The following is a 17842-nucleotide window of genomic DNA, read 5'->3' as shown; positions in this document are numbered from 1 at the left end:
GAATAGAACATAGAATGTATGATTGAGAGGAAAAGACGATGAGAAAATACGAAGAAGAGCATTATAAATATGAAAACATCAAGGAAAAGATCTATCCTTGGGTCAAAAGCGAGCTGACCGACAGCCAGGCGCTGAATGGGAAGCATATCTCGGAAAAAGATACGCTGGTGGTATCATTTATGGAAGACCTGTCGGTTATATTTGTAATCAAGAGGGGGGAAGATGTATTTGAAGTCCTCAAGGATAATATGCTGCCTCCGGATTGCGATATCGAGGAACTCTATCACGCTTCCTGCGAGAATCTGATCCGGGATGTGGAATTCGTGATCGCAAATACCTGGTATGGGGGATTCGGCATTATAGCGGATGGCCATCATGAAGCCAGCGCGCTGTGCTTTAAGCATATCTGGCAGGTGTGCGTAGATAAGTTAAAAGATGACCTGGTTATCATGGTGCCAGCTAAGGATACCATATTATTTGCCCCGGCAAGCCAGAAGACGGTGGTAGAGAAGATGGTGGAGCATGGGGAAAATGCTTATGAGCAGAGTAAGGATAAGGTCAGCAAGACATTAATACGGTTTTCAAAAGACAGAAAGGAATTAACGGCATATGAAGATTAAGGCCAGAATGATCGGGCTGGATCTGGATGGAACGCTGCTAACCACCGAAAAAGAATTTACCCCTTATACAAAGGAAATCCTAAGAAAAGCAATTGCCCAGGGAATCGTAGTTCTTCCGGCTACCGGGAGGCCTCTGAGCGGCATACCAGGCGAACTGCTCCATTTTCCGGGCATACGCTATGCCATTACAGCCAACGGAGGAAGAGTGGTAGAATCCCGGACCGGCAGAACCATATATGAAAAACTGGTTTCCGCGCCAATCGCCAGAAAGGTCCTGGAAATCTTCGAACATTATGATACGCTTCGGGAGATATACTATGATGGAATCGGCTACGCCCAGGAAGAGGCGCTTAAGAATGTCGAGCGCTATATAGAGTCTTCGCCTATGGCTAACTATATTGTGACGACCCGAAGGCCGGTGCCGGATGTACGTGCCAAGTTCGAGGCAGAGGACCGGGCGGTGGATAAGATGCAGGGACTGTTCGCAACCTTGGAAGACCGGGATGCGGCGGCAGAAGAACTAAAAAGTATTCCAGGCATTGTGGTTACAGGCGCCCTGGATAAGAATATCGAGGTTAATGCGCAGGGCGTGAATAAAGGGGATGCATTGATTGATCTGGGGAAAAGACTTGGCATCAGAAGGGAAGATATTCTGGCTTTCGGGGACGGATCCAATGATTATTACATGATGCAGAAGGCAGGAACCGGAGTAGCTATGGAAAACGGAACAGAAGAGGTAAAAGAAGCAGCAGACTATGTGGCGCGATCCAATGACGAGGAAGGGGTTGCCAGATTCATAGAGGAATATGTGCTGGAATAAGAAAAGGAGAGAGATATGTTAGATGTATTAAAAGTAATCATTCTTGGAATCGTTGAGGGAATTACGGAATGGCTGCCAGTCAGCAGCACCGGGCATCTGATCCTGGTGGGAGACGTGCTTAAGCCAAGCATGAGCGATGCGTTCATGGAGATGTTCAACGTGGTGATCCAGCTGGGAGCCATAATGGCGGTTGTGGTTCTGTATTTCCACAAGCTGAATCCATTCTCGCCGAGAAAGACCAGCAAGCAGAAGATGCTGACCTGGCAGATGTGGATCAAGGTGCTGATCGCGTCCGTTCCGGCCGGAATCGTAGGCCTTCTGTTTAACGACATCCTGGATAAGTTGTTTTATAAGCCGTTTCCAGTGGCAGTTATGCTGATCGTCTATGGCGTGTTGTTTATAATAGTAGAAAACCGTAACGTGGGAAGAAAGCCGTCTGTAAGGAGGATATCCGAACTGTCCGTTTCCATGCTGATCTGGATCGGCATATTCCAGATGCTGGCGCTGATTCCGGGTACGTCCAGATCAGGGGCGACGATCGTAGGCGCTCTGATTATCGGCGTGTCAAGGGAAGTGGCGGCAGAGTTTACCTTCTTCCTGGCAATTCCGGCCATGTTCGGCGCAAGTCTTCTGAAACTGGTGAAGTTTGGATTCCATTTTACAGGGGCGGAATTTGGCCTGCTGATACTGGGATGCCTGGTATCTTTTGGCTTGTCTGTCGTAGCGATCAAATTCCTGATGGGCTATATCAAGAAGCATGACTTTAAAATATTCGGCTACTACAGGATTATTCTGGGAGGAATAATCATAGTGGTCACATTGGTACAGACGTTTCTTGCATAAAATATAAAGAAAAATACTTGTTTTTTGTGAAAAACATGATAGAATATGTACTAGGCTTGAATTTTTATGCATTCATAGGCACAGTGCGCCAAATAGTAAATTAAATATACTGGAGGAAAGAAGTTATGAAACTGAAAAAGTTAGTCAGCGTATTATTAGTTGCAGCATGCGTGTTCTCTTTGGCAGCATGCGGATCAAAGGATGATTCTAAGGATTCCGGAGACTCTAAGAAAGATTCCAAGGACACGCTTGTTATGGCGACAAATGCAGAGTTCCCGCCATATGAGTTCCACGAAGGCGACGATGTAGTCGGCATCGATGCGGATATTGCAAGAGCAATCGGGGAAGAGATGGGAATGGAAGTAAAGATCGAGGATATGGCGTTTGATTCTATTATCCCGGCTGTTACAAGCGGAAAGGCAGACTTTGGCGCAGCAGGAATGACTGTGACAGAAGACCGCAAGAAGAATGTTGATTTTACAGATACATACGCAACCGCGACACAGGTAATCATCGTTAAAGAAGGCAGCGATATCGCAGGGCCAGATGATCTGACCGGCAAGAAGATCGGTGTTCAGCTTGGCACGACAGGCGACATCTATGCAGATGACATCGAGGATGCAGAAGTTGAGCGTTACAATAAAGGATTCGAGGCAGTACAGGCATTGACGCAGGATAAGATCGACGCAGTCGTGATCGACGGGGAGCCTGCGAAAGAGTTCGTTGCAGAGGCAGATGGCCTTAAGATTCTGGATGAGGCATTTACAGAAGAAGAGTATGCGATCGCAGTTGCAAAAGACAACGACGACCTGCTTAAGAAGATGAACGAAGCGCTTGCCAGCCTGAAAGAATCCGGCAAGATCGACGAGATTGTTGCAAAATACATTTCTGCTGACAAGGCAGAATAATTCATAGGATAAGGATGTAGAGTATGTTTACAACATTACAGGATAAGTTTTATAACAATTTTATAGCGGATGAACGCTGGAAATACATCGCAGAAGGCCTGGGAGTCACTCTTCGGGTAACATTCTTTGCGGTTATCATCGGTATCGTGCTGGGATTCCTGGTAGCCATCGTGCGCTCTACCTATGATAAGACGGGAAAACTTCGCATTCTGAATGCCATCTGCAAACTGTACCTGACGGTTATCCGCGGAACTCCTGTAGTCGTACAGCTGCTGATCATCTACTTCGTTATATTCGGCAGTTCTGATGTCAGCAAAGTCCTGGTGGCAGTGATGGCATTTGGCCTTAATTCCGGCGCGTATGTAGCGGAGATATTCCGCTCCGGGATCATGTCCGTTGACAACGGACAGTTCGAGGCAGGACGAAGCCTTGGATTCAACTATGTGCAGACGATGATATACATCATTATGCCTCAGGCATTTAAAAATGTGCTGCCGGCTCTCGGAAATGAGTTCATCGTTCTCTTAAAGGAGACTTCCGTGTCCGGATACATTGCCTTGCAGGATCTTACCAAGGGCGGCGACATTATCAGAAGCCGTACATATGATGCTTTTATGCCTCTGATTGCGGTTGCGCTGATCTACCTTGCCATGGTGCTTATATTTACAAAACTTGTAAATATGCTGGAAAGGAGGTTGAGGAGCAGTGACCACTAATAACGGAGATGTATTGATCAAAGTAGAAGAACTTCATAAGATATTCGGGGAACTGCATGCGCTTAACGGAGTCTCCGAGGAGATCAGGAAAGGCGAGGTAGTGGTAATCGTCGGGCCTTCAGGCTCTGGCAAATCCACCTTCCTGCGTTCCCTGAATCTGCTGGAAACGCCTTCCAGAGGACATGTATACTTTGAAGGAACCGATATTACGGATAAGAATGTGGATATCAACAAGCACCGTCAGAAGATGGGCATGGTATTCCAGCATTTCAATCTGTTTCCCCATAAGACGATTCTTCAGAATATTACCCTGGCTCCGATTAAACTCTTAGGAAAGAGCAAGGAAGAGGCTGAGAAGCGGGGAATGGAACTACTGGAGCTGGTAGGGCTTGAGGAGAAGGCGAACGCTTATCCATCCCAGCTCTCAGGCGGCCAGAAGCAGCGTATTGCCATTATTCGCTCATTGGCTATGGATCCGGATGTAATGCTTTTTGACGAGCCTACCTCAGCGCTGGATCCGGAGATGGTCGGTGAAGTATTGGAATTGATGAAGAAGCTTGCCAGAGACGGGATGACCATGGTGGTCGTCACGCATGAGATGGGATTTGCCAAGGAAGTCGCTACCAGAGTGATCTTCATGGATGAAGGCCAGATCAAAGAGCAGGGAACCCCGGAAGAATTCTTTGGAAATCCGAAGGATCCGAGGCTTCAGGAGTTCCTGTCCAAGATATTGTAGAAGAGTATTATAAAGTAACGAAAAAGCACCGGACGCGCGTCCGGTGCTTTTTTTGCAAAACCTTAAGGATTCAAGAAAGGAACTTTTTAACCGGCATAGAAGGCGTCTATCCGGCAATCCAAATGAATCATTTGGATGTAGCAGCTGCCGGATATTGCCGGTTATTTATAATATACCCTCTTTCTGTAATGAAAGGAGAAAGAGTCAATTAAACAGGAAGTTCTAAATAGATATCTTTTCCTTCTTTGATTGAAATAACAACTTTTCCATTTTTGATCGTGGTGACCGCGCCCCCAATATTAATATCTGCGGCTACCGCTTCTTCGACTGGCTCTGATGCAGGCTCTTCTTCCTCAACTACCTCTTTGAAGCCCCCTACGTTATCTGCAGTCAATGGACATAAAGAATCGCTTGTCTTTGTCAGGGTTGCCCCTAAGACTTGTCCGATTGTCAGACAGCCATCCAAAGATAGCAGCCCTGAATCCACTAACTCGTCAAAAATAGCAGGATCTTCCAAGTTGGAAGCCTGTATTGTAATGCCCTCTTCTGCCCGGCAGCATAATACAGCCGGGTCATTTGCATGTTCTTTTGCAGTTTCTGCTGTAATAGACATTATTTCTTACCTCCTGATTATTTGTATGACTTAAGTATAGTCAAGTTCGATGAAAATTTCCAATTGCTTTTTGTGATATCTGGCATGGATTTATAGAGCGTTTTTATGCGATATAAAAAATAGGGTAAGAATCGTCTGTTTTTGGTAGTTGCTCAGGAAGTTAATTATAGATAACATTTATAAAGTTATTGAAACAATCAATTTTACTTATAGATATGCCGGTGCTAACATGATTATGTATTAAAAATATCTATTATTAAAGTTTATTTCATATATTAATGGAGAGAAATTACAATGAATATGGAATTGGTTAGCGAAGCCCCCTTTCTTGAAACGGAAGATATCCATAAGAGTTTTAATCATGTCCAGGCGTTAAAGGGAGTATCAATGAAGGCCTATGGAGGAGAGGTTCTGGCGATCGTAGGGGATAATGGAGCGGGAAAATCTACGCTGATAAAGATCCTCTCCGGAGTGCTGAAGCCGGACTGCGGCATCATCAGGCTGGAAGGGAAGGAATACGAAAGGCTCACTCCAAGGAAGGCGTCCGCGTCCGGGATCTCTACCGTTTATCAGGATCTGGCTCTTGGCAATACGATGGATGTGGCCGCAAACCTGTTTCTTGGAAATGAGAGGACCAGAGGCGGTTTCCTACAGAAGAAGGTTATGAATGAAGAGGCGAGGAGACTGCTTGAGGATCTGGATATCCATATCCCGGACGTGACGGTTCCGGTAGGCAATCTAAGCGGCGGGCAGCGCCAGGGCGTGGCAGTTGCGAGACTGGTCCACCGGGGCGGGAAGATCCTGATCTTCGACGAGCCTACGGCGGCAATGGGACTGAATGAATCGAACGCAGTGCTAAGGCTGATTAAGAAGCTTGCTGCCCAGGGGTATGCGGTGATTATCATCAGCCATAATCTTCCCCAGGTATTCCACATATCAGACCGGATATGCGTGATGCGCCAGGGGAAAGTCATTGGGGAATTAAGGACAGAAGATACGACGATGGATGAAGTGGTGGCTATGATCACAGGAGCATCCACGGCATCGTAGCGGGGGGAGCAAGCATCGTGAAGAAGAATCTGAAAAACTATTCATATACAGTCATACTAGTGATCGTGCTGGCCGTGCTGGTCGGCGTGCTGGCGGCAGCGTCGCCCTACTTCTTTTCATGGAAAAACTGTCGGAATATATTGAACCAGTCGGCCATATATCTGGTGCTGTCTGTCGGAATGACACTGGTTATCTGCGCGGGGCAGATCGACCTGTCCGTGGGCGCGGTCATCGGATTTTCCGGGATGAGCATGGGAATGCTGATCAAGGCCGGCCTCCCGGCCTCGGCGGCGATACTGCTGGGGCTTGCGATTGCCGCTTTTATCGGATTGGTGAATGGATGGATTGTGGCCTATGGGAGGATTAATTCCTTTATAGTGACCTTAAGTACGATGACCATAATAAGAGGCATTATATTGGTATTGACGAATTCAAAGTCAGTCTTTGGATTCGGGCCTGAATTCGGATTTATCGGAAGCGGAAAGGTCGGCCCTGTGAACATGCCGATCCTCATATCCATCATGATAGCGGTCATAGGAGCAATCCTATTACATAAGACCAGATTCGGCAACTACTGCCTGTTTATCGGTTCCAATGAGATTGCGCTGAACCGTTCCGGCGTCAATGTAAGGAAGTACAAGGTCATGGTATTTACCTTCTGCGGCCTGTGTGCCGGGATTGCGGGCATGATCGTGACAGCGAGGCTGAATTCGGCGGAGCCGCTGGCAGGACAGGGGTATGAGATGGATGCCATCGCCGCTACGATTCTTGGCGGAACCAGCATGCAGGGAGGAAAAGGCAGCATTATAGGCACGGTCATCGCCTGCTTTATACTGAATATTATGAAGAACGGCCTGACCTTGCTGTCCATATCCACGCATTACCAGGAAATCCTGACGGGCCTGATTCTGCTGATATCGGTTCTCATATCGGAAAGTAATCAAAGAAGGAAAAGCGAGGTATAGTTATGGGAAAGAAATTGTTGTCTCTGGGGGCAATTGCCATGGATATCGTAATCAACAGCCATGATCTTCCAAAGGACGATGGATTTGCCCTGATCAATCAGGAGCAGATGCTCCCGGGCGGGAGCGCTTCCAATGTATCCGTGTCAGCGGCGCACTTTGGCATGGAGTCTTATCAGACAGGCAAGATTGGCGATGATAATATCGGCGATGAATTTATCAGGACGCTGAAAGAAGACGGAGTGGACGCTGAACTTGTAGCAGTGAAAAAGGGTGGGACAACCCTTCACACCTATATATTGACTGCGCCGGGGGGCAAGCACTGTATTTTTGCGAATACCGGGGATACGGTCTGCACGCTGATACCGGAAGAACTGCCGGAAGAGATTATGGACTCCATGGATATTTTCTATAATGACATGTTTTCGCCAAAGGCAGCGCTCTGGCTGGCAAAGAAGGCTGTGGAACAGGGGAAGCCGGTTCTCTACAACATGCAGTGCGTTCCCTCGTTTATGGAAATGTGCGGCACATCCAGGGAAGATATCGAAGAAATGATGCGGCTGTGCACGGTATTTGTAAGCGGCAGGGACGGGTATTATGAAATTACCGGCGAGCAGGACTACCTTAAGGCCATGAAGAAGGTATGGGAAAAGTATCAGGTAAAAGAAGGCGTGATCTGCACGGCTGGCGATGAAGGAGCCGCGTGGTATGACGGAAAGGAATACAGGGTCCCGGCGCATAAGATTGATCCGGTGGATACGACAGGAGCCGGAGACTGCTTCCTTGGCGGCCTGCTGTATGCATATTTTCAGGAGGGCATGGAGAAGAAGGAAGCGCTTGAATTTGCAAATGCATCCGCAGCGATCAAATGCATGCAGGAGGGGTCCAGAAGCCGTGCGGATGTGGCAGCTGTGCTGGAGTTTAAGGAGTCTGGCAGCAGTACTCTTTAACGATATACTTATAAACAACATGACGAGGAGGAAAAGATCATGAAAAGGAAATTAGTCAGCCTGCTTCTTTGCGTGGCTATGGTGGCAACATTGGCGGCAGGATGCGGTTCTGGTTCCGGCGATTCAAAAGACAGCAGCAAGGAAGACTCAAAGAAGACGGAAGAGAAAAAGGATGAAGGAACAAAAGAAGTCTCAACAGACACAGTATTTGGCAAGGCGCTTGCGCAGGTAAATGAAGATCTTGCGCCGCTTCCTGAGAAAGACACAGGGAAGAAGCTTGCCGCAATCGAGAGCACGCTTACCAATTCTTTCTGGGTAACGATGCAGGAAGGGTATGAGGATACGGCAGAAGAGTATGGAGTGTCAATTGATGTGCAGGCTACAGATTCAGATACGGATACCACAGGCCAGCTCGACATTCTCAATAACATGCTTGTGAAAGACTATGAAGCGATCGCGGTATCCCCGCTTACAGAAGATTGCCTGATTTCAGGCATTGTTGCGGCAAACCAGAATGATGTAAAGATTATTACGACAGGAAATGAAGTGAATGAAGATTCCTTAAAAGAAGCAGGCGGCAAGATTGATGCGAAAATCACCGTAGACTTCTACAATCAGGGAGTTCTGGGCGCTCAGTATATCATTGATAAGACGGATGGCAAAGGCAAGGTTGCAGTAATCGCGGGAAACGAAGGCGCAACACAGTCTGATGCCCGCAGGGATGGTGCAAAAGAAACTTTTGAAGACGCCGGCATGGAAGTTGTAGCGGTCGAGCAGTGTGACTTTGATGCCCAGAAGGCATATGACGCGGCAGCCGCAATCATCGAGTCGAATCCAGACATCGTAGGAATTGCATGCGGCAATGACGATATGGCGCTTGGAGTTGTAAGGGCATTAGAAGAAAAAGATGTAAAAGACCAGGTGGCGGTAGTCGGAGTTGATTTTACAGAGGAGGCAAAAGCAGCAATCGAAGAGGGAACCTATGACGCTACCGTTGCAATGTCACCATATCTGATGGGGAAAGAGGCAGTCATCATCATGCTGAAGGCTTTAGAGGGACAGGATGTGTCCAAGGTAGGAGACAGCACGCCGATGGCAGTCGTAGATTCTACCAATGTGGATCAGATGTCAGACTGGCATTAGTTCAGAATTGCATGCCAAAAGAGTTAGGGCAGGATGGGGAGATGTCTCAAGGGACATTTCCCCTTTCATATGGGCAGATAACAGACAATGATGAGAAGGAGGAAGCAGACAGATGTATGACAGAATACTTGGCGGGCTGATCGGCGCAGGCGCAGGCGACGCCATGGGGGCCGCGACAGAGGCCAGGACGACGGAACAGATACTTGCGTATTTCGGGCATGAAGTCACGGACTTTGAGACTCCGCCTATGGATACCTTCGGCGCGGGGAACGTGCCGGGACAGCTTACAGATGATTTTAGTTCGGCGTATTTCGTAGCAAGGCATATTGCGGATAATCACGGAGAGGTGACAAAGGAAGTCGTACAGGAAGCGCTGATCGACTGGTCCGAGCATGCGGTATTTTTTGACCGATTCGCCGGGCCCACCACCAGGCTTGCCATACGCAGATACAAAGGAGAGAAGGTCGAGAAGTCAGGAGGCGTGGAACTGGTTACGAGGCAGGCTACCAATGGCGCGGCTATGAAGATATCGCCGATCGGCCTTCTGAATGCGGGAAACATCGAGCAGGCCATAGCAGACGCGGTGACTGTGACGATGGTGACCCATGACAACTATCTTGCGATATCCGGAGCATGTGCGGTTACAGCAGCGGTAAGCCGGGCAGTTATGCCGGATGTGGATGTATACAGCGTGCTTCAGGCCGGACTTTATGGAGCCAGGGAAGGCGAACGCATTGGCCGGGAAGTGGCCAGGGATGTGGCGGGGCCTTCCGTGGTCAAGCGGATGGAGATGGCCATTGATATCGGCCTGGGAAGAGGAACGCCTTGGGAGAAGATGGTGGAGATCGGTCATCGAATCGGCGCGGGACTTCATGTCTCTGAGGCGATTCCCAGCGCGTTCGGGCTGTTTGCAGCAAATGAAGGAGATGCGCTGGGCTCTATCGTAGGCGCAGTCAATGTCGGATATGATACGGATACCATCGCGACCATGTCCGGAGCGCTCTCCGGTGCTTTAAATGGCGCTGGCGCATTTCCGCCGCACTTCCTCCCAACGCTTCAGGAAGCAAATCATTTGGAAATAGAAAGGCTGGCAAAAGATCTGACTGCGATCGCGCAGGACAGGCTGCGGGCGCAGGAGAAAGGAGGTGCAAGGCATGAATAAGAAGGTGCTGGGCTGTCTGCTGGGGGCAGCGGTAGGCGATGCTATGGGAGCCGCTACGGAGACAAAATCCACCAGGCAGATAGAGAAGACATTTGGCGGGGCCGTGCGGGAATTCAAAACGCCTCCACAGGATACGCTGGCCAGAGGAAGAAGAGCAGGACAAGTCACGGATGCATTCAGCATTCCCTATATACTTACGAAACATTTGATAAAAGAAGGAGGAAAAGCCACCAGGGAGCTGGGAGAGCGTGCTTTGCTAGAGTGGGGCGAGACCGAATATTTTGGGCCATTTGCAGGCATGACTACCAGGAATGCAGTAAACCGCCTGAAAAAGGATGCAAGCATGAGCGCGTGGGCCTATGCGGGACATCTGGGAAATAAACTGTACAAAGGACATTATTACGCGCTTTCCTCCAATGGCGCGGCAAGCAAGGCTTATCCCGAAGGACTCATCAGCAATGGAAATATGGATCAGGCAATCGCAGATACGGTGGAGATCACGATGTCATCCCACGACGACCCTTACAGCATATCCGGGGCGTGCGCGGTTGCCGCGGCGGTCAGCGAGGCAATGCGCGATGACACGTCCGTATATCAGATTATAAAAGCAGCACATTATGGCAGTGTAAAAGGAGAAGAACTGGCAAGGTCAAGGGAGGATATCTGGGTATATCCCGGTCCGTCCGTTACGAAGAGAATTGAGATGGCGGTTGAAATCGCCCTTCACTGCGGCAGTACGAAAGATGTAGTAAAAGAATTGGCAGAGCGGATTGGGAGCGGCCCGGCCATCTCTGAGACGGTGCCTGCGGCATTGGGAATCCTGATAGCCAATCAGGGAGATACGATGGAGAGCATCTATGACGCTGTAAATATTGGCGATGAGACCAGCGCGATCGCCTGCATCGTCGGTGCAATTGCCGGAGCATGCAACGGCGCAGACAGCATACCGGAAGGATACCTTGGGATTATCGAGAAAGAAAACCATATGGATCTTACGGCTCAGGCAGAAGGGATTGAGGCTTTATGGTAGGCTATCTCGCGGAGTCCGCGCTTCTTACGCATGGCCTTAGAAGTATCACGGAGGATGAACTGATACGGATGTGGCCGCAGGACAGCACAAGTATTGCGTGGATGGAAGATGGCGGATTAAGAGTTGGAGGAATCGAAGATTTCTGCCGATTCAGGAAAAAGGCGCAGGACTTTGACCGGGTAAATTACCAGAATTATGAGTACTATGCATCCAATGGAAAGTCAGGCGCGCTTACCGCATCGGGAACGATGAAGGCGTGCGAAGGATTGGGAATCCCGCTGGCCGTCACCTGCGGCATGGGCGGCCTTATGGAGGGGCAGAGGCCAGAGGAATGCCATGATCTTAAGGCGCTGGCCAATAGCCCCGTATCCTTGCTTGCAGTATCGCCGAAGGATATGTTTGACCTGGGAGGGACCATAAAGGCCATGGAAGAAGCAGGGATCACAATCCTTGGATATCATTCGGACGTTTGCGACGGATATATGTTTGAGGGAGAAAGGGTCAAGATTAGCGGCCGCTGGAGGGAAGAGGCTCCGTCTAAGAACATTCTTTTCCTGAGAAGCATCAAAACGGAAGAACGGATTACAGACAAGGAAATCTTAAGTCAGGCATTCCAGTATGGACAAGAGCAGAAGATACAAGGGAGATCCTTTCATCCGGCGGTCAATGCCAAGATTGACGAACTGACAGAGGGGTATTCTTCCCGAATCCAGCTTCGGGCACTTATTGAAAACATAGCATGGGCAGAAGAACTTGCAAATTATAGATGATCTCTATAGACTCATCAGGATTATCAATTAGGATGACGATTTTTTCTATGATATCATAATAACAGTAACGTATATAGTGATGCGAAGGCATTGAAAAGGGAATCTGGTGCGAATCCAGGACAGCCCGCTCTACTGTGTGATGGACGATCGTCCCATAAGCCACCCGGTCAGCCGGGGAAGGCGGGACTTGAGGATGAGATCGAGTCAGGAGACCTGCTATATATAGAAGATTCTTTTCGGTGGGGAAAGGGCAGTATTTACGCTGCCTTTTCCCTGCCGTTTTTTATTACATAGGAGGGACGATATGGAGATACAGATTGTCACAGGCTTTCTGGGAGCCGGGAAAACGACGTTTCTAAATAGATATCTTCCACTGCTTTCCGGAAAGACGGTAGTGATAGAGAATGAATTTGGGGATATCGGGATTGACGGGGATCGAATACAGGAAGACATTCCAGTGCGTGAAATCTTTGCAGGATGTATCTGCTGCAGCCTGGCCATGGATTTCAGGAAGGGGATCAAGGAGATTGCCGAGAATTTCCATCCGGACAGAATTCTCATAGAGCCTTCCGGAGTAGGGCGGCTAACGGATATTGTCAAGGCCTGCCAGATGGCAAGGGAAAGAGAGAAAGTCAGCCTGCAGATTACAAAACTGATTGCAATCGTAGACATGGCTTCCTTTGAGGAATATATCGAAGGATTTGGAGCATTCTACCAAGATCAGATAGAGAGAGCAGGCCTTCTGCTATTAAGCCATGTGGAAGCAGAAAATAAGGCACAGAAGGAAATCATTATCGGACGCTTAAAGGAACTGAATCCGGACGCTATCTTATATGATGGGGACTGGAGGCAGCTGGAGAACGAAGAACTCTTAAAACTTCTGGAAGAGGCGCCTGATTATGATGAGGATGCCAGGAGGGATGCAGCATTTGCGGCACTTCCGGCAGACAAGGTATTTTCCAGCGTCTCCTTTATGGATCTGCCGCAAATGCGTATAGAGGATTTGGAGGCCATAATGAAGGCCTTGGAAAAAGAAGAGTATGGATATATCCTGAGAGCCAAAGGCTGGATAGAGACTATGGAAAAAGGCCTGGTTCATTTTGATTTTACACCGACGGTATCCAAATACAGGGAAGAAAAGAATCCGGCGGGAACTGGCGGCGAAGCGGTGGTGATCGGATGCGGCTTGAATCAGGCGGCGTTAGAAATGCTGTTTCGAAGAAAAAATATATAATTAAGGAGGAACGAGAAAATGGAGACGAAAGAGATATTGATGAAAAAAATGTCAGACTGTGTGTTTGAGATGGAAGATGAAGAGGTAGTGGATGTCGTAAAGGAGTATATCGCATGCGGCTATGATCCCCAGGAAGGGATGCTTGGTGGCCTGGTAGACGGGATGAAGAGGGCCAGCGAGCTGTATGAAGAAGGAGAATATTTTGTCCCGGAACTCATCGTTTGTTCTGATGCAATGTATGCGGGAATCGAAGAATTTCAAAAATATCTTCCGGAAGCCGCGAATACCAGCATCGGCAAGATCGCAATCGGAGTCGTGGAAGGCGATACGCATGATATTGGGAAGAACCTGGTAAAGATTATGATGGAGACGGGCGGCTTCGAAGTCCATGATCTGGGCCGCGATGTGCCTCTTGACGCGTTTGTGGATTATGTAAGGGACAATGAGGTGGACATCCTGTGCATGTCCTCCCTCATGACGACAACAATGCCGGGAATGGGGATCGTGATTGACAAGCTGAAAGAATTCGGACTTCGCGACAAGGTAAAGATTATGGTAGGAGGAGCGCCGGTATCTCCTGCATTTGCCAAAAAAATCGGAGCAGACGGCTATACCAGCAGTGCCATAGAGGCGGTAGAATTTGCAAAGAACCTGGTTGAGGCATAGGAGGAAAAAAGCCATGATGGGAAAAAGAGAAGCGGTAAAGGCAATACTGGATGGAACAGGGGCGGATAGAATCCCCATCATCATGAATGCATTTTCCTTGCCGGTGATGCGGTATGGATATACAATGCCGGAGGCTATGATGAGTCCCGAAAAACTGACGGAATGCATGGTCGGGACCAGGCAGGCACTGGGCTATGACGGCCTGTGCGCAGGCGCATATGGCGGTATCGCCGCCATGATGGGAGGCCATCTTCCGAATAGTGAAGGAAAGATTGTGGGGGACGGGGATGACGTAATACATTCTTTTGAAGATATAGAAAAGTTAAAGCCGTATGATCCGAGCAAGTGCATGATGATGAAAAATGTACTGCGCACCATTGAACTAATGCGGGCGGCGGAGCCGGAGGAGCCGATCTATGCCATACTCCATGTTCCGGCGGCGGTGGCATTTACATTGATGGGGGCGAAGCCTGCGTTTAAGGCGATGATTAAGAACCAGGAACTTTTCCGTACCCTGTGCGATTATGTGGAAGATGCCGTGGTGGAATCCTGCAAGATGCTGGTAGATGCGGGATTGGATTTCCTGTGGTTCCCAATGCCTAATTTTGGCGGATACTGCATTTCCAGAAAGTCTTATGAGAAATGCATCTCGCAAAGCAACATCCGTGCCAACAAGAGGATTAAGGACTATGGCGCATCCATCGTGATCCATACTTGCGGACTGTATGATGACCGGTTCGACCTGGTACTTAAGGAATCCGGCGATGCATGGCATATCTCCGATACGCAGACCAAGAAGGTGAAAGAGGAATACGGCGACAAGGTGGCCCTGATGGGCAACATCCCCTGCTGCTCCGTGCTTATGGAGGGCAGCGAGCAGGAAGTCTATGATTTTGCTTATCAGGAATGTATGGATGGCGCAAGGGACGGCCGGTTTATCTTAAGCGGCGACTGCGATGTATCGCCCCTGACGCCGGACGAAAATGTGAAGGCAGTGGTAAGAGCGGCGAAAGACGCGGAAAAGGTTCTGTTTGGATAACGAGGAGGCAATTATGGGAGATATCAAAGACTTTCAATGTACATATGACAATTCAGCAGGCATCAATGAAGAGGTGACCCGGGAATTAGAGTTACAGTTTCCGGACGCATATATGCACCATGAGACCATGGCAGCGCTGTCAAAAGCGCTGAAAAGGCATGACGGTGCCTCATTCTGCGAACTTCCATTCTGCCATACGGTGGAGGCGGAAGCCATGGGCGGAATCATCAATTACGGGAACGAGAAGACCGGACCCAGAGCGAAAGAGTATATCTGCACCTCGCCTGAAGAACTTCTGGAACTTCCAGCCATGAATCTACAGGAAGGGAGAATCCATGAAGTGCTTCTTGCCTGCCAGGCGCTGCGCGAAGAGGGAGAGCATGTGGTGCTCCAGGTGTCCGGCCCGTTTACGATCCTGAACGTATTGATCGATGCAAAGTACGTGTTCAAGGCAATGCGCAAGAAGCCGGAACTTATGAAGGAAGTATTCTGGAAACTAGGCGGAGAGATTCTCCGGTTCATGGAGGAAGCTAAGAAGTATGGCGTGGATATGATCAGTTATGCAGATTCCTCTGGAGGACTGAATATCCTGGGCCCGAAGATGGCCGAGCAGGTGGTGGAAGATTTTACTTATGAATTTCTGAAGAAGGCGGCAGAGAAGCTGGGGGATTCCCCGCTGATACTCTTATGCCCTAAGACTACATTTGCCCTGCTTGGAACCGGAAAGGCAGAATTCGTAGATGCAGAATTATCCGGACCCATGGAATATGGGGAAGGCTGCATCGAGATGATTGGAAAAGCCAGGTTCATGGGGCAGATGTGTATTAAAAATGTACATTACAAATTGGAGAGCGGCAGGATCAAGACGGTGAGATTGATTTAGAGGAGAAGTGAGTATGAGTTTAAAGGAAGAATTATTGAAAAGATTATCCGACGGCGTGGTCGAGATGGAAGAAGATGACGTAGAAGAGGCAGCCAAAGAGTATCTGGAAGCAGGGTATCCTGCGTTTGACGGAATCATGGAAGGCCTGGTGGATGGCATGAACCGGGCAAGCCAGCTGTATGAGGAAGAAGAATACTTTGTCACGGATGTGTTGCTGTGCTCGGACGCCATGTATGTGGGACTGGATATCCTGCGTCCTTATCTTCCGGAAGAAAGCGGGGAAGGGAAGATCAAAGGAATCATCGGAGTCGTGGAAGGAGATACCCATGATATTGGCAAGAATCTGGTGAAGATTATGATGGAGACTGCTGGATTTGAGATGATCGATCTTGGTAGGGATGTCCCGCTTGAGCAGTTTATAGAGACGGCAAAAGAAGAAGAGGCGGATCTGATCTGCATGTCTACTTTAATGACGACGACGATGGGCGGTATGGAGACGGTGATTCATATGCTGGAAGACGCAGGAATGCGCGACAAGGTAAAGGTCATGATAGGCGGCGGCCCTATTTCCCAGAAATATGCGGACAAGATCGGCGCGGACGGCTATTCGCAGAATGCGGTGGAGGCCGTGAAACTGGCCAAACGCCTGCTTAATATTGCATAGAAAAAGGAGAAGAAAAATGCTGACTCCAAAGGAAAGATTGTACAATGTAATGAAAGGAAATGCAGTAGACCGGCCGCCCTGCATCTGTCCCGGCGGAATGATGAATATGGTTACCACGGATCTGATGGATGCGGTGGACATCTATATGCCGGAAACTCATACAGATGCCAGGATGATGGCAGGACTGGCCAAGGCCGTATATGATTCTGGCTGTTTTGAGAATTATGGCGTCCCGTTCTGCATGACCGTTGAGGCAGAGGAGATGGGAGCCAAGGTGGAGATGGGGTCCCGCGTCTATGAGCCTCATGTGAGCGCCTATGCCATAGAATCTGTGGAGGACTATGGGAAACTGCCCCGGATAGATACAGGCAAAGGACGGGCCAAGGTGGTTCTGGACGCAATCCGGATATTGAGGGAAGAGACGGATGGGGTTCCGATCATCGGAAACCTGACCGGGCCAATCAGCACAGCCAGTTCCGTGATGGAGCCGGTGGTGTTCTACAAGGAACTGCGCAAGAAGAATAAGCAGGCCCATGCATATATGGACTTTATTACCCGTCAGCTGATCTCGTTTGGAAGGGCGCAGATCGAGGCCGGGGCAGATGTGATAGCCATCTCCGACCCAAGCGGCACAGGCGAGATCCTGGGCCCTAAGTATTTTGAAGAATTTGCGGTTACCTATCTGAACCAGCTGCTTGACGGACTCCAGGAAGAGAAGATGGGAACGATCGTACATATCTGCGGACAGATGAGTCCCGTATATAAAGAAGTAAATATGGTGCGAAGCAGCGTGCTCAGTTTTGACTCTGTGGTTCCCATGAAAGAAGCAAGGGCCAACTTAAAAGACCGGGTGCTGATGGGAAATGTGAGCACGTTCGCTCTGGAATTCGGGGAGCAGGAGAAGGTGAGGACGCTGGCAAAAGGCTGTGTAAGAAGCGGATCGGATATCATATCTCCGGCCTGCGGCCTTGGAATGAAGTCGCCGCTTGCCAATGTCCAGGCGATTCTTAAGTGCCTGAAGGAGGACTTGTAA

The 17842-nt window shown here is 49.1% G+C and carries 19 protein-coding genes, 1 pseudogene and 1 riboswitch; of the genes and pseudogenes, 19 read left to right on the top strand and 1 reads right to left on the bottom strand.

Translation table 11 applies throughout. The features are described from left to right. Positions 1-38: 38 nt before the first annotated feature. The 6 genes from HDCHBGLK_RS02450 to HDCHBGLK_RS02425 all read left to right on the top strand — a co-directional run bounded on the left by HDCHBGLK_RS02450 (position 39) and on the right by HDCHBGLK_RS02425 (position 4643). Positions 39-620: a hypothetical protein gene (locus HDCHBGLK_RS02450; RefSeq protein WP_004607259.1), complete on the top strand. Its 582-nt coding sequence runs from the start codon at positions 39-41 to the stop codon at positions 618-620. Further along, positions 610-1440 carry a Cof-type HAD-IIB family hydrolase gene (locus HDCHBGLK_RS02445; RefSeq protein WP_004607258.1) on the top strand — a complete coding sequence of 277 codons (831 nt, stop codon included), beginning with the start codon at positions 610-612 and terminating at the stop codon, positions 1438-1440. The genes HDCHBGLK_RS02450 and HDCHBGLK_RS02445 overlap by 11 nt, the downstream gene beginning before the upstream one ends. Positions 1441-1455: 15 nt before the next feature. Next, the gene (locus tag HDCHBGLK_RS02440; protein ID WP_004607257.1) at positions 1456-2283 is read left to right on the top strand and encodes an undecaprenyl-diphosphate phosphatase; all 828 of its coding nucleotides are present in this window, start codon (positions 1456-1458) and stop codon (positions 2281-2283) included. Between the two features lie 125 nt (positions 2284-2408). Beyond that, positions 2409-3191: a basic amino acid ABC transporter substrate-binding protein gene (locus tag HDCHBGLK_RS02435; RefSeq protein WP_004607256.1), complete on the top strand. Its 783-nt coding sequence runs from the start codon at positions 2409-2411 to the stop codon at positions 3189-3191. Positions 3192-3214: 23 nt separating this feature from the next. Then, complete coding sequence (locus HDCHBGLK_RS02430) at positions 3215-3907, top strand: amino acid ABC transporter permease (protein WP_004607255.1); 693 nt, start codon at positions 3215-3217, stop codon at positions 3905-3907. Further along, on the top strand, positions 3897-4643 hold the full coding sequence (locus HDCHBGLK_RS02425; RefSeq protein ID WP_004607254.1) for an amino acid ABC transporter ATP-binding protein: 747 nt from the start codon (positions 3897-3899) through the stop codon (positions 4641-4643). Before HDCHBGLK_RS02430 ends, HDCHBGLK_RS02425 begins: the two co-directional genes overlap by 11 nt. 330 nt (positions 4644-4973) lie before the next feature. Here HDCHBGLK_RS02425 and HDCHBGLK_RS02420 read toward each other — a convergent pair. Continuing rightward, positions 4974-5256, bottom strand: a pseudogene (locus tag HDCHBGLK_RS02420) (sugar transporter); the annotation flags it as partial. Between the two features lie 294 nt (positions 5257-5550). Between HDCHBGLK_RS02420 and HDCHBGLK_RS02415 the strand changes: the two are divergent. The 13 genes from HDCHBGLK_RS02415 to HDCHBGLK_RS02355 all read left to right on the top strand — a co-directional run bounded on the left by HDCHBGLK_RS02415 (position 5551) and on the right by HDCHBGLK_RS02355 (position 17842). Continuing rightward, a complete protein-coding gene (locus HDCHBGLK_RS02415) occupies positions 5551-6306 on the top strand; it encodes an ATP-binding cassette domain-containing protein (protein WP_004607251.1) in 756 nt (251 codons plus the stop codon). 17 nt (positions 6307-6323) lie between these two features. Next, positions 6324-7271, top strand: a complete 948-nt coding sequence (locus HDCHBGLK_RS02410) for an ABC transporter permease (protein WP_004607250.1) — start codon at positions 6324-6326, stop codon at positions 7269-7271. A 2-nt stretch (positions 7272-7273) separates the two neighbouring features. Beyond that, positions 7274-8218, top strand: coding sequence for a carbohydrate kinase family protein (locus HDCHBGLK_RS02405; RefSeq protein WP_004607249.1), 945 nt, complete (start codon positions 7274-7276; stop codon positions 8216-8218). A gap of 39 nt (positions 8219-8257) precedes the next feature. After that, on the top strand, positions 8258-9361 hold the full coding sequence (locus tag HDCHBGLK_RS02400; protein WP_004607248.1) for a sugar ABC transporter substrate-binding protein: 1104 nt from the start codon (positions 8258-8260) through the stop codon (positions 9359-9361). 112 nt (positions 9362-9473) lie between these two features. After that, positions 9474-10523 (top strand): ADP-ribosylglycohydrolase family protein, encoded by a 1050-nt coding sequence (locus HDCHBGLK_RS02395; protein WP_004607246.1) that lies wholly within the window; start codon positions 9474-9476, stop codon positions 10521-10523. Next, the gene (locus HDCHBGLK_RS02390; RefSeq protein WP_004607245.1) at positions 10516-11553 is read left to right on the top strand and encodes an ADP-ribosylglycohydrolase family protein; all 1038 of its coding nucleotides are present in this window, start codon (positions 10516-10518) and stop codon (positions 11551-11553) included. The genes HDCHBGLK_RS02395 and HDCHBGLK_RS02390 overlap by 8 nt, the downstream gene beginning before the upstream one ends. Beyond that, positions 11547-12323: a pseudouridine-5'-phosphate glycosidase gene (locus HDCHBGLK_RS02385; RefSeq protein ID WP_004607244.1), complete on the top strand. Its 777-nt coding sequence runs from the start codon at positions 11547-11549 to the stop codon at positions 12321-12323. The genes HDCHBGLK_RS02390 and HDCHBGLK_RS02385 overlap by 7 nt, the downstream gene beginning before the upstream one ends. A 57-nt stretch (positions 12324-12380) precedes the next feature. Continuing rightward, positions 12381-12558: riboswitch (cobalamin riboswitch) on the top strand. 69 nt (positions 12559-12627) lie between these two features. Then, a complete protein-coding gene (locus HDCHBGLK_RS02380) occupies positions 12628-13557 on the top strand; it encodes a CobW family GTP-binding protein (protein WP_004607243.1) in 930 nt (309 codons plus the stop codon). 18 nt (positions 13558-13575) lie between these two features. Then, the gene (locus tag HDCHBGLK_RS02375) at positions 13576-14223 is read left to right on the top strand and encodes a corrinoid protein (RefSeq protein WP_004607242.1); all 648 of its coding nucleotides are present in this window, start codon (positions 13576-13578) and stop codon (positions 14221-14223) included. Positions 14224-14236: 13 nt separating this feature from the next. Next, complete coding sequence (locus HDCHBGLK_RS02370) at positions 14237-15262, top strand: uroporphyrinogen decarboxylase family protein (protein WP_004607241.1); 1026 nt, start codon at positions 14237-14239, stop codon at positions 15260-15262. 13 nt (positions 15263-15275) lie between these two features. Next, a complete protein-coding gene (locus tag HDCHBGLK_RS02365) occupies positions 15276-16145 on the top strand; it encodes a methylcobamide--CoM methyltransferase (protein WP_039909744.1) in 870 nt (289 codons plus the stop codon). A gap of 13 nt (positions 16146-16158) precedes the next feature. Further along, positions 16159-16809: a corrinoid protein gene (locus HDCHBGLK_RS02360; RefSeq protein WP_004607239.1), complete on the top strand. Its 651-nt coding sequence runs from the start codon at positions 16159-16161 to the stop codon at positions 16807-16809. A 16-nt stretch (positions 16810-16825) separates the two neighbouring features. Then, complete coding sequence (locus HDCHBGLK_RS02355) at positions 16826-17842, top strand: methylcobamide:CoM methyltransferase MtbA (protein ID WP_004607238.1); 1017 nt, start codon at positions 16826-16828, stop codon at positions 17840-17842.

This window comes from [Clostridium] scindens ATCC 35704, from assembly GCF_004295125.1.
GTDB classification, from domain to species: domain Bacteria; phylum Bacillota; class Clostridia; order Lachnospirales; family Lachnospiraceae; genus Clostridium_AP; species Clostridium_AP scindens.
The sequence above is the reverse complement of the archived record's forward strand: the minus strand, read 5'-3'. Positions and strand labels throughout refer to the sequence as shown.